This is a genomic window from Cryobacterium sp. MLB-32 (genome assembly GCF_000738085.1).
Taxonomy (GTDB): Bacteria; Actinomycetota; Actinomycetes; order Actinomycetales; family Microbacteriaceae; genus Cryobacterium.
This window is the reverse complement of record NZ_JPRS01000054.1, coordinates 1-23,965: the sequence shown is the minus strand read 5'-3', so window position 1 is coordinate 23,965 and position 23,965 is coordinate 1. Positions and strand designations below refer to the sequence as shown.

At 65.2% G+C, this 23,965-nt stretch carries 14 protein-coding genes and 1 pseudogene; 5 read left to right on the top strand and 10 right to left on the bottom strand.

The genetic code is table 11. The features are described 5' to 3' along the window. Position 1 precedes the first annotated feature (1 nt). The 7 genes from gatB to JF66_RS07760 form a co-directional block, all read right to left on the bottom strand. Complete coding sequence (gatB, locus tag JF66_RS07790; protein WP_035876779.1) at positions 2–1,516, bottom strand: Asp-tRNA(Asn)/Glu-tRNA(Gln) amidotransferase subunit GatB; 1,515 nt, start codon at positions 1,514–1,516, stop codon at positions 2–4. Beyond that, the gene (gene gatA, locus JF66_RS07785; RefSeq protein WP_035876806.1) at positions 1,516–3,066 is read right to left on the bottom strand and encodes an Asp-tRNA(Asn)/Glu-tRNA(Gln) amidotransferase subunit GatA; all 1,551 of its coding nucleotides are present in this window, start codon (positions 3,064–3,066) and stop codon (positions 1,516–1,518) included. The genes gatB and gatA overlap by 1 nt, the downstream gene beginning before the upstream one ends. A gap of 2 nt (positions 3,067–3,068) precedes the next feature. After that, on the bottom strand, positions 3,069–3,365 hold the full coding sequence (gene gatC / locus JF66_RS07780) for an Asp-tRNA(Asn)/Glu-tRNA(Gln) amidotransferase subunit GatC (protein ID WP_035876777.1): 297 nt from the start codon (positions 3,363–3,365) through the stop codon (positions 3,069–3,071). 36 nt (positions 3,366–3,401) lie between these two features. Beyond that, positions 3,402–4,751, bottom strand: coding sequence for an alpha/beta hydrolase (locus tag JF66_RS07775; RefSeq protein ID WP_051973275.1), 1,350 nt, complete (start codon positions 4,749–4,751; stop codon positions 3,402–3,404). 166 nt (positions 4,752–4,917) lie between these two features. After that, positions 4,918–7,158 carry an NAD-dependent DNA ligase LigA gene (gene ligA, locus JF66_RS07770; protein WP_051973274.1) on the bottom strand — a complete coding sequence of 747 codons (2,241 nt, stop codon included), beginning with the start codon at positions 7,156–7,158 and terminating at the stop codon, positions 4,918–4,920. A gap of 31 nt (positions 7,159–7,189) precedes the next feature. Continuing rightward, positions 7,190–8,356: a tRNA 2-thiouridine(34) synthase MnmA gene (gene mnmA / locus JF66_RS07765; protein WP_231556344.1), complete on the bottom strand. Its 1,167-nt coding sequence runs from the start codon at positions 8,354–8,356 to the stop codon at positions 7,190–7,192. A 36-nt stretch (positions 8,357–8,392) separates the two neighbouring features. Next, the gene (locus JF66_RS07760; protein ID WP_035876775.1) at positions 8,393–9,580 is read right to left on the bottom strand and encodes a cysteine desulfurase family protein; all 1,188 of its coding nucleotides are present in this window, start codon (positions 9,578–9,580) and stop codon (positions 8,393–8,395) included. An 85-nt stretch (positions 9,581–9,665) separates the two neighbouring features. Here JF66_RS07760 and glgX point away from each other — a divergent pair, with 85 nt between their 5' ends. After that, positions 9,666–11,753 (top strand): glycogen debranching protein GlgX, encoded by a 2,088-nt coding sequence (gene glgX, locus JF66_RS07755; RefSeq protein ID WP_051973272.1) that lies wholly within the window; start codon positions 9,666–9,668, stop codon positions 11,751–11,753. A 54-nt stretch (positions 11,754–11,807) separates the two neighbouring features. Here the strand turns inward: glgX and glgP are convergent, their stop codons facing one another. Next, positions 11,808–14,396: an alpha-glucan family phosphorylase gene (glgP, locus tag JF66_RS07750; protein ID WP_035876797.1), complete on the bottom strand. Its 2,589-nt coding sequence runs from the start codon at positions 14,394–14,396 to the stop codon at positions 11,808–11,810. Between the two features lie 143 nt (positions 14,397–14,539). Between glgP and JF66_RS07745 the strand changes: the two genes are divergently transcribed. Then, the gene (locus JF66_RS07745) at positions 14,540–16,546 is read left to right on the top strand and encodes an alpha-1,4-glucan--maltose-1-phosphate maltosyltransferase (protein WP_081882231.1); all 2,007 of its coding nucleotides are present in this window, start codon (positions 14,540–14,542) and stop codon (positions 16,544–16,546) included. Next, positions 16,543–18,866: pseudogene (gene glgB / locus JF66_RS07740) on the top strand (1,4-alpha-glucan branching protein GlgB). The gene JF66_RS07745 and the pseudogene glgB overlap by 4 nt, the downstream one beginning before the upstream one ends. 75 nt (positions 18,867–18,941) lie before the next feature. Here the strand turns inward: glgB and JF66_RS07735 are convergent. Further along, positions 18,942–19,901 carry a tetratricopeptide repeat protein gene (locus tag JF66_RS07735; protein ID WP_035876774.1) on the bottom strand — a complete coding sequence of 320 codons (960 nt, stop codon included), beginning with the start codon at positions 19,899–19,901 and terminating at the stop codon, positions 18,942–18,944. After that, entirely contained in the window at positions 19,898–21,718 is a 1,821-nt protein-coding gene (locus tag JF66_RS07730; RefSeq protein WP_035876772.1) for a hypothetical protein, read from the bottom strand. The genes JF66_RS07735 and JF66_RS07730 overlap by 4 nt, the downstream gene beginning before the upstream one ends. A gap of 243 nt (positions 21,719–21,961) precedes the next feature. Here JF66_RS07730 and JF66_RS07725 point away from each other — a divergent pair, with 243 nt between their 5' ends. Both JF66_RS07725 and JF66_RS07720 read left to right on the top strand, forming a co-directional pair. Next, the gene (locus JF66_RS07725; protein WP_035876771.1) at positions 21,962–23,476 is read left to right on the top strand and encodes a hypothetical protein; all 1,515 of its coding nucleotides are present in this window, start codon (positions 21,962–21,964) and stop codon (positions 23,474–23,476) included. A gap of 35 nt (positions 23,477–23,511) precedes the next feature. Further along, positions 23,512–23,965, top strand: a 454-nt coding sequence (locus JF66_RS07720; RefSeq protein WP_035876770.1) for an AI-2E family transporter, incomplete at its 3' end; no start/stop codon positions are given.

Here is a 23,965-nt window from a genome sequence, read left to right as displayed (position 1 = left end):
CCTACTCGCTCGTTTCGACCGAGACGGCGCGTTCAAGCACGAGCTCCCGAACCCGGGCGGCGTCTGCCTGGCCCTTCATGGCCTTCATCACCGCACCGATCACTGCGCCGGCCGCCTGCACCTTGCCGTCGCGGATCTTGGCGAGCACGTCGGGCTGACTCAGGAGAGCGGAGTCGATGGCGCTGATGAGAGCACCATCATCGGAGACGACCGCGAGTCCCCGCTTCTCCACGACCTCGGCGGGAGTGCCCTCACCGGCGATGACGCCCTCGAGCACCTGACGGGCCAGTCGGTCCGTCAGAGTTCCCGCGTCGACCAGTTCGATCAGGGCAGCGAGCTGGGCCGGCTGCACCAGCGACTCGGCACTGACACCCGCGGCGTTCGCGAGCCGCGCGATCTCGCCGGTCCACCACTTGCGGGCGGACTGGGCGGACGCCCCGGCGGCGACTGTGGCCTCGACGGCATCCATCAGATCGGAGTTCACCACGTCCTGGAACTCCAGGTTGGCGAATCCCCAGGCTGCCTGCAGACGCTTGCGCCGGGCAGCCGGAGGCTCGGGCAGGGTCAGTCGAAGCTCTTCGACCCATTCCCGAGACGGTGCCATCGGCACGAGGTCAGGCTCCGGGAAATAGCGGTAGTCGTCGGCGTCGCTCTTGGGGCGACCGGCCGACGTGACACCGGTGTCTTCGTGCCAGTGGCGGGTTTCCTGGGTGATCGTGCCCCCGGCATGCAAAACGGCGGCCTGACGCTGGATCTCATAGCGAACCGCGCGCTCGACGGAGCGCAGTGAGTTCACGTTCTTGGTCTCGGTGCGCGTGCCGAGCACGCCGGAACCACGGAGACGAAGGGAGACGTTCGCGTCACAGCGAATGTTGCCCTCTTCCATCCGCGCGTTGCTCACGCCGAGGGCCTTGGCGATTTCACGGACGGCCGCCACGTAGGTGCGCCCAATTTCGGGGGCGTCATGCTCGGCACCCTCGATCATCTGCGTGACGATCTCCACGAGCGGCACGCCGCCGCGGTTGTAATCGACGAGGGAGTAGTCGGCACCCTGGATGCGTCCGGTGGACCCGCCGACATGGGTGAGCTTTCCCGCATCGTCTTCCATGTGGGCGCGTTCGATCTCGACCGTGACGACTCGTCCGCTTTCCAGCTCGATCGTCAGCGACCCGTCGTAACAGATCGGATCGTCGTACTGGCTCGTCTGAAAGTTCTTCGCCGTGTCGGGATAGAAGTAGTTCTTGCGGGCGAACCGGGAGTGCTCGGCGATCTCGCACCCGAGGGCGAGGCCCAAGCGGATGCTGGATTCAATCGCCTGTTGGTTCACCTGAGGCAGCCCCCCCGGCAGGCCCAGGCAGGTCGGGCACGTGTTCGTGTTGGCTCCGGAACCGAACTCGTTGGCGCACCCGCAGAACATTTTGGTCTTGGTGTTGAGCTCAACGTGTACCTCGAAGCCGAGCACCGGCTCGTACAGCTCGAGGGCCGTGTCGAAGTCCATCAATGCGGCCTTCTTCATCAGACGGCTCCCTCTGTGATCGCGGAAATTGCCGGGCTCGGCGCGAGCACCGGTGCCTGGTCGAGCATGGTGTGTCCCCAGGCGGCCTCAAGCAGCGCCTCGATAGCGGCACCGACGGTGTAGAGCCGCGCATCCGCCTTGGCCGGGGCCATGATCTGCAGGCCGACCGGGAGGCCGTCTTCGGGCGCAAGGCCGATGGGCAGGCTCATCCCGGGCACTCCGGCAAGGTTGGCCGGGATGGTGGTCACGTCGTTGAGGTACATGGCCATCGGGTCGTCGAGCTTCTCACCGAATTTGAACGCGGTGGTCGGTGCACTCGGTGACACCAGCACGTCGACCTGGGCGAAGGCCGCCTCGAAGTCGCGCTGGATGAGCGTACGCACCTTCTGCGCGCTGCCGTAATACGCGTCGTAGTAGCCCGTGCTCAAGGCGTACGTGCCGAGAATTATGCGGCGCTTGACCTCCGGGCCGAAACCCGCCTCTCGGGTTGCGGCCATAACACGCTCGCTGGTGAGTGACCCGTCGGCCGGGTTGACCCGGATTCCGAAACGCACGGAGTCGAATCGGGCAAGGTTGCTCGATGCCTCCGCGGGCAGGATCAGGTAATACGCCGCGACAGCGTACTCAAAGTTCGGTGCGGAGACCTCCACGATTTCGGCGCCGGCGGCGGCCATCAGGGCGAGGGTCTCGATGAAGCGCTGGCTGACGCCGGCCTGGAACCCGTCGCCGGACAGTTCCTTGATCACGCCCACCCGAACGCCCTTCAGCGCGCCGTCGTTAAGGCCGGCGCGCGCGGCGGCGGCCATCGACGGCCAGGTCTCGGACAGCGACGTCGAGTCGAGCGGGTCGTGGCCGCCGATGACATCGTGCAGCAGGGCCGCGTCGTAAACCGTGCGGGAGACCGGTCCCACCTGGTCCAGTGAGGAGGCGAGGGCGATGGCCCCGTATCGGGACACGCCGCCGTAGGTCGGCTTGACGCCGACGGATCCGGTGACAGCAGCAGGCTGGCGAATCGAGCCTCCGGTGTCGCTGCCGAGAGCCAGGGGCGCTTCAAAGGCACTGACGGCAGCCGCCGATCCGCCTCCGGACCCGCCGGGGATGCGGTCACGGTCCCACGGGTTACGTGTCACACCGTAGGCCGAGTGCTCCGTGGAGGAACCCATCGCAAACTCGTCCATGTTGGTCTTGCCGAGCGGAACGAGGCCGGCCGCGCGCAGTCGCGCCACAACCGTCGCGTCGTAGGGCGGGATCCAGCCCTCCAGAATTCTGGAACCGGCGGTTGTCGGCATGTCCCGGGTGGCCAGAACATCCTTGATCGCGATCGGCACGCCGGCGAGCGGCCCCAGTACGTCACCGGCGGCGCGCTGCGCGTCGATGCGGGCGGCCGTGGTCAGGGCCTCATCCGCGGCAACGTGCAGGAAAGCGTGGAGGTCGGTGTCCACTGCCGCGATGCGGTCGAGGTGGGCGCGTGTGGCTTCCACGGAGCTGACCGAACCATCGGCGAGCAGGGTGCTGAGGGCGGCAGCCGAGAGCTTGATGAGATCGGTCATGGTCACTCTCCGTCCAGGATTGCGGGTACGCGGAATTTGTCGCCGTCGCGGTCGGGCGCACCCGACAGCGCCTGTTCGATCGTGAGCGAGGGCACCACAACGTCGGCGCGGAAGACGTTGGTCAGCGGCAGCGGGTGACTCGTGGCGGGGATATCAGCGGTGGCGACCTGCGACACCTTTTCGACGGAGGCGACGATCTGGCCCAGGTCGTGGGTGAGACTCGTGATCTCCTCGGGGCTGAGGTCGATCCGGGCAAGGCTTGCCAAGTGGGCAACCTGCTCGGCCGTGATTTCAGACATGGAACTCCGATTGTTTATAGACGTGGATGTCTAATTCTATTCGGAGGCGTTGATGGCCAGCGCCGAGTTGCGTGTTCCGATCAGCGCCATATTATGCAGGGACTCGCTTCCCGGCGTGAAATAGTCGTTGTGACCCCATGATTTATTCAATGCACGGCCGGTTATCGCGTCGGTCCCACCGTCGACGCCGAGTGTGTGGGCGCCGTACGCCTCGGTGCCGGGGTCGCTCCCGAAGAATCCGCTGTTGACCGCAGGGTCCCAGTCCGCCTCGCCCACGAAGACGTTGCCGTCGGCCACATCGAGCCGGTCGATGGATTGCACGGAGCTGCCGGGAGACCCGACCACCACGAGCGCATCAACCTCGACAGACCCGCGGGCGAGCGCCTCCAGCGAGACCAGGGTTCCGTACGAGTGCGCGAAGACGGACAGGTACGGTTGGTGGTCTCCACGGCTGGAGCGGATGCCTTTCCAGGAGTCCTCAAGAAAGTCGGCTCCGACCTCGGCCCGATCGAGGCCGCCGACGCTGAACAGGCTCGGCGTCTTGTATCCGATCCACGCGATGGTGGCGACGCTCGGGAGCGGCGTGTCGGTAGCGGCTGCACGCTCCCTCAATACCGTCTGCTGCTCGTAGTACAGGTCTTCTGCCGTGTTAGACCAGTTGACAAGTTGTTCCTGTACGCCGTAGTTCATTCCCGGCACGAGGTAGCTGACGAAATCGGCCGTATCCGGGTCCCCGAGAGCGATCGCGGCTCGCCCTCCGTCGGCGGGGTCGAGGAGCACGAGAGTGCGGGCGGGTGCCGCACAGGGGGGCAGAAGTGCCTGCTCGATCTGCTTCAGGACCGACAATTCGCTATTCAGCTCCGAGCGTGACGTACGGTCCTGCGCGTCGGCGAGCAGGCTGGTCACGGACGAGACCGACTCGCGGAGGTAACGCTCGTTGGCTTGACCGCGTTGCACAAGAGGAACGCCGTCCAGGTTGCCCACGAGCTGCGGAACGTCGGCGACCAGTTCGTGCCGCGCCGCGTCATCAAGTGACTGCCACCAGCCGGTGACCGCCGTAGCCGCCGGCGGTGCCGCCAGGATCGTGTCAATGTGTGTCGGGTTCGCGGCCACGAAGGCCACGAGCTCGGCCGGCGTCAGCCGGGACAGCCCGTCGAGTGCGGCGATTCCCGACGCGGCGCGGCCGGCCACCACATCAGCGTCAATGGTCTGCGATGTGCGGGACTCGGTGGACACCTGGAGCCACAGGGGAACGGCGCGGGCCTCGATGCTGTGGTCCACGGTGCTGGAACCGGCCGCGGACTGCACACTCACGGTCACAAATTCGGGCGCACCTGAGGTCTCCGCCGCGCCCCCCAAGGCCAGCGAAATCAGGACCGTCACCATGTCGTACAGCGTTACATCCCCTCACCCATACCGCTGCGCTGCGCGGCCACCGGCCGCACATATATATATCGATATCAGCATATCGGCGACTCGGGCCAAAAAAGAAGTCCCGCTACCCCTATTTGAGTGCCGGGGGCCTAAAGTGTGGCCTATTTTGCGTTTTGGGTCAGGAAATGACCCCTGGCGTCACAGCGCGGGGGCCCTCTGCAAGCAAAAGTCGGAATTCATCCGCATCCAGAATGCGGATGCCGAGCCCCTCGGCTTTGGCGAGTTTCGAGCCGGCGCCCGGTCCTGCTGCGACGTAATCGGTGTTCTTCGACACGCTTGACGCGCTCTTGCCGCCCGCGGCGATGATGGCCTCCTGCGCTCCCTCACGCGTAAAGCCCTCCAGCGAGCCCGTGGCCACGACGGTCAGGCCCGACAACACTCCCCCGGCGGTCTCCGCCGCGCCGGGACCCGGATGGCCCGGAGTGGAAAACTGCACGCCCGCCGCGGTCCACCGGTCAACGATGTCGACGTGCCAATCGACCTGAAACCAGTCGAGTACGGCCTCGGCGATGATGCCGCCGACACCATCGACCTCGGCCAGTTCCTCGCGGGTTGCCGTGCGAATGGCCGAAAGTGAGCCGAAGTGGTTCGCCAGAGCGCGGGCGGCGACCGGGCCGACATGACGGATGTTGAGGCTCACCAAAATACGCCACAGCGGCTTGGTCCTGGCCTTGTCGATCTCGGCCAAGAGTTTGAGCGCGCTCGACGACGGCTGGGGACCGGTGCGTCCCTGCTTCTTCTCGGCGGCAGTGGGGCTGCGCTGGAACGGCATCCGCTGCCGGGCCGTGCCGTCGTCGTCTTCCTTCGGCAGGCCCGTTTCGGCGTCTCGCACAACCACCTGGATCGGCAGCAGATCGGCCAGTTGCAGGTCGAACAGGCCGGCTTCGGTGGGGAGGGGCGGATCGGCCGGCACGGTCGGCTGGGTGAGCGCAGCCGCGGCGACCTCGCCCAAAACCTCAATGTCGAGCCCGCCGCGGCTGCCGATGTGTTCGACCCGACCGCGCACCTGTGCGGGACAGCTGCGCGCGTTGGGGCAGCGCAGGTCGATGTCGCCCTCCTTCGCGGGCGCGAGCGGGGTGCCGCACTCGGGGCAGTTGCTCGGCATCACGAACTCGCGTTCGGTTCCGTCACGCAGCTCCACGACAGGGCCCAGCACCTCGGGAATGACGTCGCCGGCCTTGCGCAGAACGATGGTGTCACCGATCAGAATGCCCTTGGCCCTGACCACGTCCTGGTTGTGCAATGTTGCCTGGCGCACCTCGGAGCCGGCCACGCGCACCTTGTCCATCACCGCGAAAGGTGTTGCCCGACCGGTTCGCCCCACGCTCACCACGATGTCGCGCAGCTTCGTGTTGACCTGCTCCGGCGGGTATTTGTAGGCGATCGCCCACCGGGGGGCCCGGTTGGTGGCGCCGAGCTCGGCGTGCAGTTCGAGTTCGTCGATCTTGATGACGATTCCGTCGATTTCGTGCGAGACGCGTGCCCGATTCTCGCCGTAGTACTCGATGAAGTCGGCCGCCTCGGTCTTGCTGCGCGTCACCCGGAAATACTCGCTGGTGGGCAAGCCCCAACCAGCGAGAATGGCGTAGACCTCCGACTGTTCACTCGCGGCCGGCCGTTCCCACGCTCCGATACCGTGCACGAGCATGCGCAGACGCCCCAGCCTGGCCTTCATCAGCCCCAGCTGTGCGGGCGTCTTCGTCGAGGCCTTCTGGCGCAGGGATCCACTCGCGGCGTTGCGGGCGTTCGCGAACACGCGTTCGCCTGCCTTCACCTGATCGGCATTGAGTTCGGCGAAGGATCGCACGGGAAAGAACACCTCCCCGCGCACCTCCATGAGCGGCGGGTGGCCGGTCCCGGCCAGCCGCCGGGGAATGCCGGGGACGAATTCAATGTTCTCGGTGACGTCTTCGCCGACCACGCCGTCGCCGCGGGTGGCGGCGGTCACGAGCACGCCGTTCTCGTACCGCAGGTTGATCGCGAGACCGTCGATCTTGAGTTCGCACAGGTAGTGCACGGAACGCCCGGAATCGCGCTCGGCCTTGTCCGCCCAGTCCAGAAACTCCGGCACCGAGAACACGTTGTCGAGGCTGAGCATCCGTTCGGCATGCTGCACGGGATCGAACAGGGTCGTTTCGGCTCGGCCGCCCACCGTCTGGGTGGGGCTGTCCTGACTCTGCAGCTCGGGGAAGAGCCGCTCGAGTTCCTCGAGGCGCCGCACGAGCGCATCGTACTCGGCGTCCGCGATCGCCGGCTGGTTGCGATCGTAGTAGGCGTCCCGTGCGGCGAGAATTCGTTCGGTGAGAGTGGCTGACTCCTCAGCCGCTGCGTGCAGCGATTCGGCTGCGGACTCAGTCATGAATCAATTCCGCCATGATTCAGCTCCGGCGTCAAGCGAGTGCGGCGGGGACAGTGCTGTCCGACAGACCAGGAGCGGGAACGGCACTCACGGGAACGGCACTCACCGTGCGGTCGATCGTGCACTGGCCCAGCACCCGCGTGCCCATGTAGATGACCGCTGTCTGTCCCGGCGCCACGCCGGTGAGTGGCGCGTGCGGCGTGATCATGAATTCGACCCTCTCGCCGTCACGAACGACCTGGGCCACAGCCGGCACGGGATCGGCGTGCGCGCGAATCTGCACATGGCACTCGAAGGGAATTTCGGGGTTGACCGGGGCAAGCCCGGCCCACGTGTACGAGTTCCCGGCGATTTCTTTCACCGCGAGCGCTTCCTTGGGCCCGACAACGACTGTGTTGGTGATCGGGCGCACCTCGAGGACGAAGCGGGGCTTGCCGTCTGAGGCAGGAGTGCCGATGGACAGGCCCTTGCGCTGACCGACGGTGAAGGCGACCGCCCCATCGTGCTCGCCCAGCTTCGTGCCCTCGCGGTCGAGAATGTCGCCGGTGGCCGGGGCGACGCGCTCGGCGAGCCAGCCGCGGGTGTCTCCGTCCGGGATGAAACAGATGTCGTAGGAGTCCGGCTTGTTCGCCACCGAAAAACCGCGCTCGGCCGCTTCGGCGCGCACCTCGGCCTTGGACGGCGTGGCCCCCAACGGGAACATGGAATGCTGCACCTGGTCGGCCGTGAGAACGCCGAGCACGTAGGACTGGTCCTTGGCCCAGGCAGCAGCGCGGTGCAATTCCTTGTTGCCATCGATGTCCGTGACGATGCTCGCATAGTGACCGGTACAGACCGCGTCGAAGCCGAGGTCGATGGCCTTTTCGAGGAGGGCCGCGAACTTGATCTTCTCGTTGCAGCGCATGCACGGGTTCGGCGTGCGGCCGGCGGCATATTCCTCGATGAAGTTGTCGACCACATCGAGCTTGAAGCGCTCGGAGAAGTCCCACACGTAGTAGGGAATTCCGATGATGTTGGCGGCCCGCTGGGCATCCATCGAATCCTCGACCGTGCAGCATCCACGGCTGCCCGTGCGCAGCGTCCCCGGCATTCGACTGAGGGCCAGGTGAACCCCAACCACCTCATGCCCTGCCTCGACCGCGCGGGCTGCGGCCACGGCGGAATCTACACCGCCACTCATCGCTGCTAAAACCTTCACCGATTAAGTGTAATCACCCGCGGCAGCGGCGTCGAACTAGCTCCCCGGCACCCGGTCGGCCATTCCGGCACGTGCGGCCTGCGCGTGTGCGGCGGGAAGTGCCGCGAGCAGCGCCGCAACATCCGCTTCCGTGGTCGTGTGACCGAGCGTGATACGCAGGGCACCCCGCGACTCAACCTCCGTGCGGCCCATGGCTCGCAGCACATGGGAGGGCTCTGGCACGCCGGCCTGGCACGCCGACCCGGTCGACACCGATATTCCGGCGACATCCAGGAGAAACAGCAGGGAATCGCCCTCACAACCCGGAAAGCTGAAGTGCGCATTGCCCGGCAGCCTGCCGCCGGGACTCGTGTCTCCGTTGACGATCGCGGAGGGAACCAGGCGCGTCACTCCAGCGATCACGGTGTCGCGCAACGCCGCGAGCCGCGTGTTTTCGTCCGCGAGGCCCGCACCGAACGCGGAAGCGGCCACGGCGAACGACACCGCAGCCGCCACATCCTGAGTGCCGCTCCGCACCTGGCGTTGCTGGCCTCCGCCGTGAAGCAGGGGCACCACGACGGCCGAGCGCCCGAGGATGAGTGCGCCGATGCCCACCGGGCCGCCGATCTTGTGGGCGGAGACGCTCATCGCGCTGACTCCGACTCGACTCCACGCCGCGAAATCCAACGGAAGGTGACCGTAGGCCGACACGGCGTCGACGTGAACCGGGATCCCGTGGCCCGCGGCGAGCGCGGCGATGTCGGCAACCGGCTGAATGGTGCCGACCTCATTATTAGCGGCGATCACCGTGACCAGCGCCACGTCGAGGGGATTTCGCGCTATCGCCGCCTCCAGGGCATCGAGATCGATGCGTCCCACGGCATCGAGAGGGATCCATTCGAGCAGGGCCCCATCGTGTTGATGGAGCCACTCCGCGCTGTCGAGGGTGGCGTGGTGCTCTCCCTCGGCAACGAGAACACGCCGCCTCGGCGCCCTGGCCCAGAAGAGTCCCTTGACGGCCAGGTTGATCGCCTCCGTCCCGCTTGCGGTGAAGATGACTTCGATCGGATCGCAGCCCACGCTCGCGGCCACCCGCTCACGGGCCTCCTCCAACATCCGTTTGGCGTTCTGACCCTGACTGTGCACGGATGCCGGGTTGCCCACGACCCCCAAAGCATCGGCGTAGGCGCTGATCGCCTCGGGCAGCATGGGCGTGGTGGCCGCGTGGTCGAGGTATACGACCATCGGGTGCCTCTTTTCTCCTCTGGATGCGTGGGTGACGGTCCGTCTGTGGTTGGAACGCACTCTCACACTGATTACTCTAGATTGCATGACTCACGCCGACCCTCTGCGCAATCTCGGCGTACGAATTTCCTCCACGGGCGGTGAGCTCCGCGTCTGGTCCCAGACCGCAGAGGCCATCGACCTCTGCATCTTTGATCACACCGACCCCAACTGGATCATCAAGAATATTCCGATGACCAAAGACGTCCATGATGTCTGGTCGGCGAAATCCCGCACCCTGTCTCCCGGCCGCCGCTACGGCATCCGGGTGTCCGGTCCTGCCGGTGCGCGACATTCCTTCCACCCGGAAACCACCCTCCTCGAACCCTACTCCCGCGGGCTGGTGCGCGTGGGGGCCGACCGGTGGCAATCCTTCGTCGTCGATGACAGCTTCGACTGGGCGGACTCGCGGAAGCCCGCCGTTCCGTTGGACCACACCGTGATCTACGAGGCTCACGTGCGCGGCATCAGCCGTCTCAACAAGAAGATCCCCGCGGCGTTGCGGGGAACCTACGCCGGGCTGGCGCACGAATCGACCATTGATTACCTCACGGACCTCGGCGTCACGTCCGTCGAGCTCCTGCCCGTTCAGGCATTCGTCTCGGAACAACGGCTTATCAAACAGGGCCTCATCAACTACTGGGGTTACAACACCCTCAACTTTTTCTCCCCCCACGCGGACTACGCCACCCAAGCCGCCCAATCGGCCGGACCCGATGCGGTGTTGCGCGAGTTCAAAAGCATGGTCAAAGCGCTCCATGACGCCGGTCTCGAGGTGATCATGGACGTGGTCTACAACCACACGGCCGAAGAGGGGCCGAACGGGCCCGTCACCAGCCTGCGCGGTATCGACAACTCCAACTACTACCGACAGACCGCAGACGGCCAGTACATCGACGTTACCGGGTGCGGCAACACCGTCAACTTCGGCCACGATGTTCCCCGTCGCCTCGTGATGGATTCCCTCCGCTATTGGGCGAACGAGGTTCAGATCGACGGCTTCCGGTTCGATCTTGCCGTGGCTCTGGGACGTGACGGGGGTGTCGTCTATGACCCGCAGCATCCGCTGCTCACGGGCATCCGCGACGATCCGGAACTCGCGGGTGTCAAACTCATCGCCGAGCCCTGGGATGTGGGCCAGGGCGGCTGGCAAACCGGTAACTTCGCCGATGGCTGGACGGAGTGGAATGACCGCTACCGCGACCGGATGCGCGATTTCTGGCTGGGAGATATCCGCAGCATGCGCTATTCGGGCTCCGCCGGGAGTGGCATCGGTCGTTTCGCGACACGGGTCGCCGGCTCGTCGAACACGTTCTCGACCGATCGCGGACCACTCGCCTCCCTGAACTTCATCACCGCCCACGACGGTTTCACCCTCGCCGACCTCACCGCCTACGACACGAAGCACAACCTGGGTAACGGGGAGTCCAATCGCGACGGAACCGGCAATAACAACTCGTTCAACCATGGCGTCGAGGGTCCCACGCGGGACGTGACGATTCTGAGGACTCGTCGCAAGGCCATGCGCAATATGTTGGGGACTCTGTTGCTGTCCGCCGGAATTCCGATGATCACGGCCGGCGACGAGTTCGGCCGCAGCCAGCGCGGCAACAACAACGCCTATTGCCAGGACAGCGAGCTCACGTGGCTGAACTGGGATTTCGACGATTGGCAGGCCGACCTGCACCGCGTCAGCCGCAGGCTTCTCGAGCTGCGGCGGGACAACCCTGCCCTGCGTCCGGTGCGGTTCGGTCGTTTCGGAGAATCAACCTTGAGCGCGAGCCAGCTGGACTGGTATAACGGCGCGGGCGAATCGATGTCCCACGACGACTGGAATTCTCCGGAGGCCCGCACCCTGCAGTACATGGCCGCGAGCACGCCGGAGCACGAGGACTTCAACCGCATCTTGCTGGTGGTGCACGCCCGTGAGCAGGATGCCACGGTCATCCTGCCCCGTCACGCCGGGGTGGGAGCGTACACGCTGCTCTGGGACTCGAGCCACGACGACCTGCGCGATGCGGTGATCGAGCATAAACCCGGTGCGTCGCTGCAGATGACCGGCGCCTCCATGCAGTTGCTTCGTGCGCACGACGCGGTGAAGCCACCGACCCGGAAGCGCGCGCGCAAGGCATGAACAGAGGGTCCGGGCCTTCCGGCCCGAACCCTCTGCATTCGCGTCGGTGCGCTCCTAGGTCGCGATCGCGACGAGGCCCATCTCCGCGGGGCTGATCAGCAGGGCGTTACGGGGCACGACCCGCACCGTGTACCCGAACGCACCGGATCGGTCAAGTTCGACGGTCCCGGTGAAGAGGGTAGGTGACCCTCCGCTCGCCGCTTCGACCATGTCGGCCAGGTCCAGCGGAGACGACGGCACGAGTGCCTGGCTCTGGGTGTCGCGCAGTTCATCCCCGCCGTAGCTCTTGCCATAGACGACCTCGACGGTCACATCGGTGGGGAGCAGCCCATTGAGTTGCACGTGGGCGCGCAGATGCAGCTCATCGCCGACCTGAGGCACGACGCTCACTCCTCCGGACTCCACGTGCGTCACGGCCACGGCCGGCCACTTGGACACGACCTTGCCCTTCCATGCCGCCAGTTCACGCGCGGCGCGGTAATTGTTCGTGGACATCAGGCGCTCGTAGTGACCCGCCGGGCGATAGAGACGATCCACGTACTGTCGGACCATGCGGTCGGCACTCAGCTCAGGGGAAAGCGTGGCGAGGGTGTGCCGGATGTTGCCGACCCACCGCTCGGGCACGTCGTCGGCATTGCGGTCGTAGAACGTGGGAGCGACCTGGTGTTCGATCAGATCGTAGAGGGCTTCCGCCTCGATACGGTCGCGTTCGCCCGCATCGCCGGCCGCATCGGCCGACGGAATCGCCCAGCCGTTCTTGCCGTCGTAGTATTCCGGCCACCAGCCGTCGAGAATGGACAGGTTGAGCGCGCCATTCAGGGCTGCCTTCATACCGGACGTGCCACAGGCTTCGAGCGGACGCAACGGATTGTTGAGCCACACGTCCGTTCCCGGATACATCAACTGCGCCATGGCGATGTTGTAGTCGGGCAGGAAAGCGATCCGTGTGCGCAGGGCAGGGTCCGCCGCGAACTGCACGATCTTCTGGATGAGGCGCTTGCCCTCCTCGTCGGCGGGATGGGACTTGCCGGCGATGACGATCTGGATCGGACGATCGGGATCGAGCAGCAGAGCACGCAGACGTTCCGGGTCGTGCAGCATGAGCGTGAGTCGCTTGTAGGTGGGCACCCGCCGGGCGAAACCAATGGTGAGCACGTTGGGATCGAAGACACGGCTGATCCAGGCTGGCGGAAGGCCGCCGGGATTCTGGTCGCGCCAGGCGTTGGTGAGGCGACGACGGGCATCCTCAACGAATTGCAGCCGCATCTGGCCACGAACCGACCAGAGGTCCTGGTCGGATACCTCTGGCGAGCGCCAGTCAGCCGTGGACGTGTCGCTGGATCCGAGCCGATTTTGGGCCAGAGCCATCAGCGCGGGATCCGTCCAGCTGGGGGCATGCACCCCGTTGGTGATCGAACCGATCGGCACCTCCGCCGCGTCGAACCCGGGCCAGAGACCGCTGAACATGCGACGGCTGACCTCGCCATGGAGTGCTGACACCCCGTTCGCGTGCTGGCCGAGCCTGAGTCCCATGATTGCCATGTTGAAGACCTCGGGGGAACCGCCCTCGTAGTTTTCCGCACCGAGCGCGAGCAGATCGTCCACGGCAACGCCGGGAAGGAGGTCGGTTTCGAAATACCTGCGCACGAGGGGACGCTCGAACCGGTCGATCCCCGCGGCAACGGGGGTGTGCGTGGTGAAGACCGTGCCGGCGCGGGCGACCTGCAGCGCTTCCTGAAAAGTGAGGCCTTCGCCGATCAGGCTCGAGATGCGCTCGAGCCCGAGGAATCCAGCGTGGCCTTCGTTGGTGTGGAACACCTCAGGCTCCGGGTGCCCGCTCAGCGTGCTCCAGATCTTGACGGCACGGGCACCGCCGATTCCGAGGAGCAGTTCCTGGAGAAGACGGTGCTCGCCGCCCCCGCCATAGAGACGGTCAGTGACGAGCCGAAGGTCGTCGGGGTTCTGCGGGATATCGGTATCGAGCAGCAGCAAGCGGATGCGGCCGACCTGCGCCTGCCAGACACGGGCGTGGAGGGTGCGGTCATCGGGCAACGCGAGCGACACCTGCACGGCAGTGCCATCGGCGCGACGAAGCACCGACAGGGGAAGGCCATCGGGGTCGAGTAAGGGATAGCTCTCCATCTGCCAGCCGTCGGGCGAGATCGCCTGGCTGAAGTAGCCGGCGCGATAGAACAGCCCCACACCGATAAGGGGCACGCCCAGATCGGATGCGCTCTTGAGATGGTCGCCGGCCAAGATACCCAGACCGCCGGAGTACTGCGGGAGCGCCGCAGCGATGCCGAACTCCGGGGAGAAGTAGGCGATGGCCGCGGGCTTCTCCCCCTTGAGTCCCTGGTACCAGCGAGGCTTCTCGAGGTAGTCGCGCAGATCACCGCGGATCGCGTCGACACGCGCGACGTAGTCCACGTCCGCGGCCAGATCTTCGAGGCGTCCCGGGTCCACCGCCCCGAGGAGAGCGACGGGATCGGTACCGATCTCGCGCCACAGCTCGGGAGCAATGTGTTCGAAAAGTTGACGGGTGGGCTCGTGCCAGGACCATCGCAAGTTGCCAGCTAGCTCTTCAAGAGCAGCAAGCGCCTCGGGCAGTACGGCACGGACGGTAAATTTGCGTATCGCCTTCACGAGTAACACCATAAGGGTGCCGTGTGTCGGTTGTGTAACCGATGCGGAGCGCAATCGACTTTTTTTCACGCTACGGTCATGTTGTGGCAAAGACAGCAGGATCCAAAGACCTTCCGCAGGCGCAGCGCGTCGCACCGGCACCGATGCGCGTCGGTCGAATTCCCGTGCTCGATCTCTCTCCCCAACTGAACGACAATATGTGGCCGGCCCGTGCCTTCGCCGGTGAGGTCGTTCCCTTTGGGGCAACGGCCTTCCGCGAAGGGCATGATCTCATCGGCGTTTCGCTGTACCTCGTTGCCCCCGACGGCACCGAGACGGTGCATCCGATGACACTCGCCGCGCCCGGCACTGACCGGTGGAAAGTTGATGTTCTGCTGCCGACTCAGGGCCGCTGGACGTATCGGCTGCGCGCCTATTCAGATGACCTCGCAACGTGGGCGCACAACGCGGAGATCAAGATTCCCGCCGGCATTGACGTGGACCTGATGTTTCTCATCGGGGAAGAGCTGCTGACGTCCGCAGCCAGGGACACGTCGCGAACGGCCCCGGAGCGCCGCGTTTTACAGGCTGCGGCCACGACCGTGGCTGATACTGCGAAGCCGATCGCCCTTCGCCTCGGTGCTCTCGAGTCCGACAAGCTTCGCGCCGCCCTGCACGCCCACCCCATCGCGAGTCTCGAATCGTTCTCGTCCGAACGGACCGTCATCGTCGAACGAACTCGCGCGGGTGTCGGCTCCTGGTACGAATTCTTCCCCCGGTCCGAGGGGGCGAAGCGCGCGGCGGACGGGTCCTGGACCAGCGGCACATTTCGCACGGCGGCGAAGCGTCTGCCACAGGTGGCCGCGATGGGTTTCGACGTGTTGTACCTGCCGCCCATCCACCCCATCGGCGCGGCGTTCCGCAAAGGCCCGAACAATTCGCTCACGGTCGGCCCTCAGGATCCCGGGTCGCCCTGGGCGATCGGTTCGGCCGACGGCGGCCACGATGCCATCCACCCCGACCTCGGTACGATGGCCGATTTCAGCTATTTTCTCGGCCGTGCCCGCAAGGTGGGGCTGGACGTCGCCCTCGACTTCGCGCTACAGGCCTCGCCCGACCACCCGTGGGTAACCGAACACCCCGAATGGTTCACGACGCTTCCCGACGGCACGATCGCGTACGCCGAGAACCCGCCGAAAAAATATCAGGACATCTATCCGATCAACTTTGACAACGATCCGGCGGGGATCCGGGCAGAGGCCCTGCGTATCCTCCGTCATTGGATCGCTCTGGGTGTCACGATCTTCCGCGTCGATAACCCCCACACGAAGCCGCTCGATTTCTGGGAATGGCTGATCCACGAGGTCAATGCGGAGCACCCCGATGTCGTATTCCTCGCCGAGGCCTTTACACGCCCCGCGCTGATGCAGGCGCTCGGCAAGGTGGGGTTTCAGCAGTCCTACACATACTTCACCTGGCGGAATACGAAGAAGGAACTCGAGGAGTTCCTCCACGGACTCGCGACTGCGACGGCGGACTTTCTGCGTCCCAACCTCTTCGTCAACACGCCGGACATTCTCACGGAGTACCTGCAGTTCGGCGGGCCCGCGGCGTTCAAGATTCGCGCGGCACTGGCGGCCATGGCCGCGCCGACCTGGGGCATGTACGCCGGTTTCGAGCTGTTAGAGAATGTCGCCCGCATGGGTGCAGAAGAGAACATCGACAACGAGAAGTACGAGTACCGGCCCCGTGACTGGGCCGGAGCCGAAGCCCTCGGTGCCTCGCTGGCTCCCTACATCACCCGACTCAATCGCATCCGCTCCGAGCACCCGGCACTCCGTCAGCTGCGAAACCTCGATATCCACGCGAGCGACGACGACTCGATCCTGGTCTTCAGCAAGTATCTGTCGGCCGAGTTCACGGGAACGGGCGCCGACGATGCCATCATCGTCGTGGCCAATGTGGACCCGCACTCCGTGCGCGAAACCACCGTGCACCTCGACGTGACACGTTTCGGTCTGGAGCCCGGGGCCACGTACGACGTGAACGACCTCATCACCGGCGCGACCTACACGTGGTCTGCCGACAACTTCGTTCGACTCGACGCATTCACCGAACCGGTACACATCCTGCGGGTGTTGGGCCGGAAGCCAGGAAAGGCACGCGCATGACCCAGCAGCCCCAGAACAGCAAGAAGACGACGGCGACACCCGTGAAATCGACCGCACCCAAGACGTCCTCAGCGAAAGTCCCCACATCGAAACTTCCTGCCAAGAAGAGCAAGAAAACAGCAGCCCCGCCCGCTGACCCTACCTTTGTCGCTCCGCACGTTCTGGAGTCGATCGCGGCCGGAACGTACTACAACCCCCACGAGGTCCTCGGCCAGCACGGCATTGTCAGCCCCGGGGTGACGGATCCGATCACGGTCATCCGGGCGCTACGTCCTCTCGCCACCGAGGTTTTCGCCATCCTCTCAACCGGAGCACACGTCGAGTTGGGGCACATCGGTTTCGGCGTCTGGCAGGGCATCTCCACGGTCGGCTTTCAGGACTACACGCTGGAGGCTCGCTACGAGTCTGCTCCGGCGTGGATCGCGGACGACCCCTACCGCTTCCTGCCGACCATCGGCGAGCTCGACCTCCACTTGATCGGCGAAGGCCGTCACGAGCGCCTGTGGGACGTTCTGGGGGCACACTACGGGCCGCGTCAGGGCATCACCGCTGCGTGATGGGAACCGCCTTCGCCGTATGGGCCCCGAACGCCCGCGCCGCGCGTGTGATCGGTGACTTCAACGGCTGGGGCGGCGCGACCTACACGATGCGCAACATGGGCAGCACGGGAGTCTGGGAACTGTTCATCCCCGGTCTCGAATTGGGATCCAACTACAAATTCGAGTTGCTCACGCATTCGGGCGATTGGCTGCAGAAGGCCGACCCGATGGCGCAATTCGCCGAGGTCCCCCCGATGACGGCCTCCGTCGTCACCCAGTCCTCCTACGAATGGGCCGACTCCGCGTGGATGACGGCGCGGGCCGCCACAGACCCGCACGACCGTCCGATGAGCGTCTACGAGATGCACGTCGGATCGTGGCGTCCGGGACTGAGCTACCGCGACCTCGCCGAGGAGCTCATCGGCTACCTCCAGGAGCTCGCCTACACGCACGTTGAATTCATGCCCCTTGCGGAGCACCCCTTCGGCGGGTCCTGGGGTTATCAGGTCACCGGCTACTACGCCGCAACCAGCCGTTACGGCACGCCCGACGATCTGCGGTACCTGATCGACCGACTGCACCAGGCCGACATCGGCGTGATCATGGACTGGGTTCCCGGCCACTTCCCCAAAGATGACTTCGCTCTGGGCCGGTTCGACGGCCAGGCGCTCTACGAGCATGCCGACCCCCGTCGCGGGGAGCAGAAAGACTGGGGAACCTACGTCTTTGACTTCGGTCGCCCGCAGGTGCGGAACTTCCTCGTGGCGAACGCACTCTTCTGGCTCGAAGAATTCCATATCGATGCCCTCCGCGTCGACGCCGTCGCCTCAATGCTCTACCTCGATTATTCCCGCGAAGACGGCGAATGGGAACCCAATCAGTACGGCGGCAACGAGAATCTGGAAGCCATCAGTATGCTCCAGGAGATCACGGCGACGGCTTACAAACGCAATCCCGGCGCGATCATGATCGCCGAGGAATCGACGAACTGGGGCGGGGTCACCGCAGCTACCTCCGGCGGCGGACTCGGGTTCGGTTTCAAATGGAACATGGGCTGGATGCATGACTCGCTCGAGTACATGCACGTCGACCCGATGTACCGCTCGCACCACCACAACGACATCACGTTCTCGTTCGTCTACGCCTTCAGCGAGAACTTCCTCCTGCCGATCAGCCACGACGAGGTTGTGCACGGCAAGGGATCCCTCATCAGCCGCATGCCCGGAGATTCTTGGCAGCAACTCGCCAATGTGCGCGTGTACCTCGCGTTCATGTGGGCGCACCCGGGCAAGCAACTGCTCTTCATGGGCCAGGAGTTCGGCCAGCGCTCTGAGTGGAGCGAAGACCGCGGCCTGGACTGGTGGATGCTCGATCAGCCCGCCCATCGTGGGCTGTTCACCCTCGTCGGATCGCTCAACCGCGTCTACCGCGCCAATGCGAGCCTGTGGGCTCGCGACAATGAGCCCGGAGGCTTCGACGTCATCGATGCCGGGGCCTACCAGCAGAACGTCGTGTCGTTCCTCCGCTGGGACAACGACGGCCAGCCGATCGCGTGTTTCTTCAACTTCGCCGGGCAGCCGCACGTTGACTACCGGGTCGGCCTGCCATTCGCCGGGCAGTGGGACGAGATCCTCAACACGGATGCGGCCGAGTTCGGCGGGTCCGGCGTGGGCAACTTCGGCGGAGTGCATGCGGGCAACGAGCCCTGGGGCGGTCGCCCGGCTTCGGCCAATGTGACCCTGCCGCCGCTGGCGGGTCTCTGGCTGAAGCTGCGCCGGTAGAGGCCTCCACCGCTTGACAGCAGAAGCCGGCCTCCCTGACGGGAGCCGGCTTCTTCTGTCAAGCGGGGATGGGCCTCAGTACAACAACGCGGTCAGGCGCTTCCGCGTGGGAGCCACGCGCGGGTCGTCCGTTCCGATGACCTCGAAGAGCTCCAGAATTCGTTCGCGGATGACGTTGCGACCCGCGGAATCCTGGGCGGGAAAAAGAGTGAGCAGGCGGTCGAAGGAGTCATCCACATGTCCTCCGGACAGGTCGAGGTCTGCCACGAGGAGCTGCGCCTCGAGTTCCTCCGGTGCGGCTGCGGCTGCGCCCCGGATTTCGTCGAGAGTCTTGCCTTGCAGGCGACCCAGCAGGCTGGCCTGGGCCAGGCCGGCGACGGCCATGCTGTCGTTCGGGTTTTGGGCCAGGGCGGTGCGGTATTCCGCTCGCGCCGTCTCATAGTCTCCCCGCTCGATGGCCGCGTAAGCCTCGAGGTGATGCGGCGGAAGGGGTTCCTCGACCGGCTCAACCGGGACGACGGGGGCTTCGGCGGCCTGTGCCGTGCCCGTCACACCCTGTTCAGCCGCGAGTTCGAGCACGCGGATCAAAACCTCGCGAATTTGGGCCTCAGGCAAAGCACCGTTGAAGAGTTGAACGGGCTGACCACCGATGACCGCGGCGACCGTGGGAATCGACTGGGCCTGAAAGGCCTGAGACAGTTGCGGATTGGAGTCCACATCGACCTTGGCGAGCACGAACCTGCCGGCATACTCCGCGACGAGTTTCTCGAGCACCGGAGTCAGCTGTGTGCACGGCTCGCACCACTCCGCCCACAGGTCGACGAGCACGGGAACGGTGTTCGACAGCTCGAGCAACTCGCCGAAGTTGGCGTCCGTCCCATCCAGCACGAGGGCTGGAACAGGCACTGCCGCGCCGGGGACCGATGGCGTGCCCGGGACAGCACCCCCGGGTTCCGCAGCGGCCGGACGGTTCACGAGCGACGAAAGATCGACGGCTCCGCGCAGGTTGGATCCGGATGGGGGCATAGGGGTCATGGAAGCTCCGCCGATGAGATTATTCCCTGAGTGCTCCCCAGGAGAGTGATTTTGTCCGCTGAACCTACCGCTGGCACATAGAAAAGCAGTTGGTCGCTGAGGACGTTCTGAATACCCTTCGCGGACGAGGTGATCCCCGAGAGGGCCTTGCTTGACGCTCCGCTGGGATTGACGGTCGCTTCACCGGAAACGACCGTGACCGTCTCGGTCTCGTTGACGTTGATCGCCACGATCGCACCGGAATCGTTGGTCGCCAGGGACACGGTGCGTCCCGAGCCGCCCGCAGTAGCAAATGCGAGCGTGGCCGTCACCGCCAATTCAGCGCTGCGATCGGTGCGGCTCTTCACGAACTGAGCGAGGAATTCATCGCCCTCGATCTGGAACAGCGCAGCTGAGGGGCTCGCGTCGCCCTGCAGCAACACGTCTGCGTACGCAGCAGCGACCTGATCCGGCGGCAGCAAGAGCAGCTTGCTGTCGGGCGCGATGGCCGGGGCCCCGATCGTGGCGGGTGCCACCTGGGGCGGCTGGGCGTTCGCTTCCAAGCCGATCATGTACTCCACGAGGTAATTCGCCCGCGGAGATTCCTGCCGCAGGATGAGTGTCGTCGGCGGAACGGTTTTGTCATCCTCTTGGATGATCGCCATCACCACGCGCGGCCAGGATTCCGACTGCTGAGGGAGTGTCACCGACAGCGGCGGTTTCCCGACCGCCTGAGGAGCAGCCACGGTCGGATCGACCGCCCGGATCTTGTAGTTGACCAGTCGCTGTTCCAGCGCCGTGCCCGTGAAGCGGGTGGCGAGGGAATCCGCGTTCAGGGTTGCGTCGGCATCGGCGGTCAGCGTGGAAATCTTTGACACGATGCCCTCGAGCTGAGGTACGGTCACAGCGGCCGGGGGAACCTCGGTGGCGGTGCTGGCCTGATCGGTTGATTCCGGTGTCGGAGTCGGGGTCGTCGAGGCCACGCTCGCGCGATCCTGAGGCGCGCCGGGCCAGAAATCCGCCGAGCAGCCGCTGAGGAGCAGACCCGAGACGAGAAGCATGGGCACGACCGCGATCATCGGCCGCCGCGATCCCGTGATGTCACCGGCTTTGAGCGCCTTCGGGAGCGGAACGCGCGGCAAGCGCGGCAGTCTGGGCAAGCGCGGGCCACGTGGCAGGTTGCGCCGAGGACGTCGAGAGCGCCTCAAATGGAGCAAGGCCAGAACATACAGAACCAGGCCCACGAAGAGCAGCGCGGCCCCACCGACGAGCAGGGGGCCGGCCCACGGTGTCGAGTTATCCGCGGCCCAGGAGATGGACAGGTCTGCCGGCGCAGGCGCAGTGCCGTCGGCCGCTACCAGCACGGAAATACCGGCAGGCAGGTTCACAGTGTGGGTGAGGGAGGACGTGCCGCTGAATTCCTCGAGCCACAGGTCGGAGCCTGCGGGATCGGTCACCGTTTCGACAGCGGGAGTCGCGGTGGACCCGTCGTCGTTGGTCGTCGCGGGCGGTACAACCGCCTCAACCACCGTCGAGGTCAGCTGCTCATCCTCGCCGGCGCTCACCACAGCGTGCGCATCGTTCCCCACCCAGGCTTCGATATCTGCGGTTCGCCCATAGGCGAGGAAGGTGGCGTCGGAGCCGGTGATGCGGATCGTCTGGTTACCCGGGAATGTCGACAGGGCGCTCGAATCAATGACCGTGTACGGGGCGCTGCCCTCAACCGTCGCACTCAGCGAGGTGGTTGAGGGCTCGAGAAAGATCGTTCGCTGGGCAATGCCGAGACTGATCATCACGGCCGCTAGAACGAATGCCACGATGGCAAAAACAAATCGCACGTATCACCCTTCCGTGTTGCCGAACGGTCACAGCGGGTACGCCCGCAGTGATTTCGAGTCCGATGGCAACAGACACGGACTTCTACGATACTTGGTTCTCCTGATAGGTGCCTAATAGTGGGAACATTGGCTCCCTGCCCGTGCCACCGCCTGTCATGGGAGCAGACTAAAGTTGCATCGGCCTCCCGGACTCCTGTCGCGCCCGACTCGTGTCCCGTGGATGCACAATTGTGAGGAGAAACCGTGCCCAACGACGAATCTGATTTCACCCAGGTCTTCCGTGGCTACGACAAAGACGAGGTGGCCAAGGCTCTGCAAGGCCTCCGTCGCGACCTGATCAAGGCCAACACCCACAGCGCGGAATCCAGCAAGGAAGTTCGGCGGCTATCCGCCCAGATCGACGAGCTCAACGCCATCATCGAAGAAGTCGGAAGCCCGACATTTTCCGGCCTCGGTGCCAAACTCGAGAACACCCTGCGGGTCGCCGAGGAACAATCCGTCCGAGTTATCGCTCAGGCCGACAACGATGCCGCACGTCTGAGGACGTCCACGGCCATCGAGATCGAAACGCTTCGGCGTGAGTCCGCAGAACAGGCCGCACAAACCCTGGCGGACGCCGATGTGCGCGCGCGTCGACTGCTCGATGACGTGCGGGTCGAGTCCGATGACCTGATCGCCCGTGCACAGGACGAATACGCCCAGCACACCCAGGACGCGCACAACGAGGCGGCGCTCGCGCGGAGTGCTGCGGCCACCGAAGTGTTGGAAACACGCTCAACCCTCACGCGCGAGGTTGCGGCCGTTCGTGCGGCCGCCGACCGGGACGCGGCCGCCGTTCGCGGCTCCGCCGAGCTGGAGGCGACACAGGCGCATGACACGGCCGCCGGCCTCACGCTGGAAACTGAGCGGGCTCGCGCAGCGGCGGTCCTGGATATCGAACAGCAGCGTGCCGACGTGGCCCGGGAGATCGAGCAGGCCCGCATCGACCTGACCGAGCAATCATCGAGGGCCCGCATCGCGCTCGCCCAGGAGAGCGAGCAGGCCCACATCGATCTGGCAGACGAGATCGACCGCGCACGCACGTCTCTGAAGAACGAGATCGACGAGCAGCGCGCCACGGTGGCGAAGGAGACGGCGGCCGCGCGCGCCGATCTCGCAGCCGAGATCGAACAGGGAAAAACCGCATTCGTGCGAACCGACTCGCAAAACCGCGCCGATGTCGCCGCCGAGCGCGACCAGGCTCAACGCGACCTCGATGCATACATTTCGCTGACACGTCAGCAAACGGATGCCGAAACGGCACGGTTGGCTCGGGATGTGGCCCAGGCCCGAGCCGACCTGGACGTGGAACTCACGACGCTGCGTGATGACTGCGAACAGGACCTGCTGAGTCGCCACCAGACCGCTGCGACGCAGGCAGCCGCATTCCAGAACGACGCTGCCCGCCAGCTCGCGGAGACCACCGGGCGCCTGGCCGAACTTCGCGCACTCAACGATGAGCTCGACACCGGGGCCCGCGCGGATGCCCGGGTGCTCAAGCAAGAGTCGGACGATGCCGCTGCTGCACTTGTTCGCACCGCGACAGAGAAGGCCGCCGCGATCACGAGCGAGGCCGACGCGCGTGCGAAGCGGCTTCTTTCCGACGCAGAAGGCCGACTCGCCCAGATAAGGATGGAGCGCGACGCTGTAGCAGGCTACTTTGAGAGCCTGCGAAACGTCCTGACTCAGGCGGAGAACGTGACCAGCGACAACAAATAGGCCGACGACAGACACGTCCGCAAGGGAGCCCAACGGTGAAGATACAGAATGCGTTCCGCTTTGGCCTCGTCGGCACCCTCGGCGTCGGCGTCGGGCTCCTGATCATCACCTCGGTGATCACGCTTCAGACGATCATCACCTATATCGGGGCCGCCCTGTTTCTCGCCCTGGGGCTGGACCCTGCGGTGTCCTGGCTCGGCAAGCGAAAGTTTCCGCGTTGGGCGGCCATCCTGACCGTACTGGTCGCCGTCGTGGGCATTCTGACCGCCGTGGTGTTCGCGATTGTGCCCATCATCGTTGACCAGGTGGCCAAGCTGTCGAAGATCGTTCCCGACCTGATCAAGGCGGCCAATTCCCCGTCGTTCATCAGCGATGTCCAGAAGAATTTCCCGACCCTGGATATCCCCGTCATCGTCAAGTCCGTGACCGATTATCTCGGTGGCAACGTCCAGGAGATCACCACCACCATCGTGCAGTCGGGGCTCGCCT

Bases quoted from the DNA above. Each gene is read 5' to 3' on its own strand.
- glgX (WP_051973272.1), top strand. From the start codon at position 9,666: ATGACTCACGCCGACCCTCTGCGCAATCTCGGCGTACGAATTTCCTCC.
- JF66_RS07735 (WP_035876774.1), bottom strand. From the start codon at position 19,901: ATGACCCCTATGCCCCCATCCGGATCCAACCTGCGCGGAGCCGTCGAT.
- JF66_RS07775 (WP_051973275.1), bottom strand. From the start codon at position 4,751: ATGGTGACGGTCCTGATTTCGCTGGCCTTGGGGGGCGCGGCGGAGACC.
- gatA (WP_035876806.1), bottom strand. From the start codon at position 3,066: ATGACCGATCTCATCAAGCTCTCGGCTGCCGCCCTCAGCACCCTGCTC.
- JF66_RS07745 (WP_081882231.1), top strand. From the start codon at position 14,540: ATGCGCGTCGGTCGAATTCCCGTGCTCGATCTCTCTCCCCAACTGAAC.
- gatB (WP_035876779.1), bottom strand. From the start codon at position 1,516: ATGAAGAAGGCCGCATTGATGGACTTCGACACGGCCCTCGAGCTGTAC.
- ligA (WP_051973274.1), bottom strand. From the start codon at position 7,158: ATGACTGAGTCCGCAGCCGAATCGCTGCACGCAGCGGCTGAGGAGTCA.
- gatC (WP_035876777.1), bottom strand. From the start codon at position 3,365: ATGTCTGAAATCACGGCCGAGCAGGTTGCCCACTTGGCAAGCCTTGCC.
- JF66_RS07760 (WP_035876775.1), bottom strand. From the start codon at position 9,580: ATGGTCGTATACCTCGACCACGCGGCCACCACGCCCATGCTGCCCGAG.